A 1186-nucleotide genomic window follows, 5' to 3' on the forward strand; every position below is an offset into this window, starting at 1 on the left:
CGGAGATCGTCGAGGTGTGCCGGCGGGGTGACCGATCAGTGGCGCAGGTCGCGAGGGACTTCGACCTGACCGAGACCGCGGTACGTGAGTGGGTCAGGCAGGCCGACATCGACGCCGGCGCCCGGTCGGACGGGTTGACCAGCGACGAGCGCGACGAGCTGGCGCGGCTGCGGCGGGAGAACCGCCGGCTCCGCGAGGACGTCGACATCCTCGAACGGGCCACGGCTTTCTTCGTGAGGGAGACCCGGTGAATGTGTACCCGTTCATCGAGGCGGAGAAGGCGCGGCCCGGCGGGAACGTGAAGCGTTCCTGTGAGCTGCTGGAGGTCTCTCGGTCCGCCTACTACCAGCACCGTGCCGGGCCGTCGCGGCGGGAACGCGACGACGTCGACCTGGCCGCCCGCATCGCGGAGATCCACGCCGACTCGGCCGGCACCTATGGCGCGCCCCGGGTCCGCGCCGAACTCGCCGCGCAGGGGCGGCGGCACTCCGGCAAGCGGGTCGCCCGGCTGATGCGGGGCGCGGGGTTGTGTGGTCGGATGCCGAAGCGGTGGCGGACCACGACCGTGCCCGACCCGGGTGCGGCGTTGTCGGCGGACCTGATCCGCCGGGACTTTGACGTCGCCGCCGGCCGGGTCGACACCCGCTGGTGCGGCGACATCACCTACATCCACACGTGGGAGGGCTGGTTGTACCTCGCCACCGTGATCGACATCGCGTCACGGCGGGTGGTGGGCTGGGCGACCGCCGACCATCTGCGGACCGATCTGCCCGCTCAGGCGTTGTCCAACGCGATCGCCGTCCGACGCCCGACCGGGCCGGTGATCTTCCACAGCGACAGGGGTTGCCAGTACACGAGTACGCAGTACGCCCGGCTCGCCGACCGCAACGGGGTGCGGTTGTCGGTCGGTGGGCGGGGTCAGTGCTGGGACAACGCCGTGGCGGAGTCGTTCTTCGCCACGATCAAGACCGAACTGCTCGACCGGAGGGCGTGGCCGACCCGGGCCGCCGCCCGTGCGGCGATCTTCGAGTGGATCGAGGGGTGGTACAACACCCGCCGCCGCCATTCCACCCTGGACTACATGAGTCCGGCCGAGTATGAGGCGACGGCCTATTCCCGCAGGCCAGCGAGCAAGGTAGCGTGAGATCAACTTACCGACCCTGTCCGTCAAACCGGGTCAACCCCA

Annotated in this window: 2 protein-coding genes; both read left to right on the top strand. The window is 70.3% G+C overall.

What is annotated here, in order from left to right; translation table 11 throughout:
* Positions 1-251: transposase (locus ACIG87_RS32290; protein ID WP_396855409.1), on the top strand; the 251-nt coding region annotated here is incomplete at its 5' end.
* Positions 248-1144: an IS3 family transposase gene (locus tag ACIG87_RS32295; RefSeq protein WP_396855410.1), complete on the top strand. Its 897-nt coding sequence runs from the start codon at positions 248-250 to the stop codon at positions 1142-1144. The genes ACIG87_RS32290 and ACIG87_RS32295, both read left to right, overlap by 4 nt.
* The last annotated feature ends 42 nt before the right edge of the window (positions 1145-1186 follow it).

The sequence above is a fragment of the Micromonospora sp. NPDC051925 genome, assembly GCF_044548625.1.
Taxonomy (GTDB): domain Bacteria; phylum Actinomycetota; class Actinomycetes; order Mycobacteriales; family Micromonosporaceae; genus Micromonospora.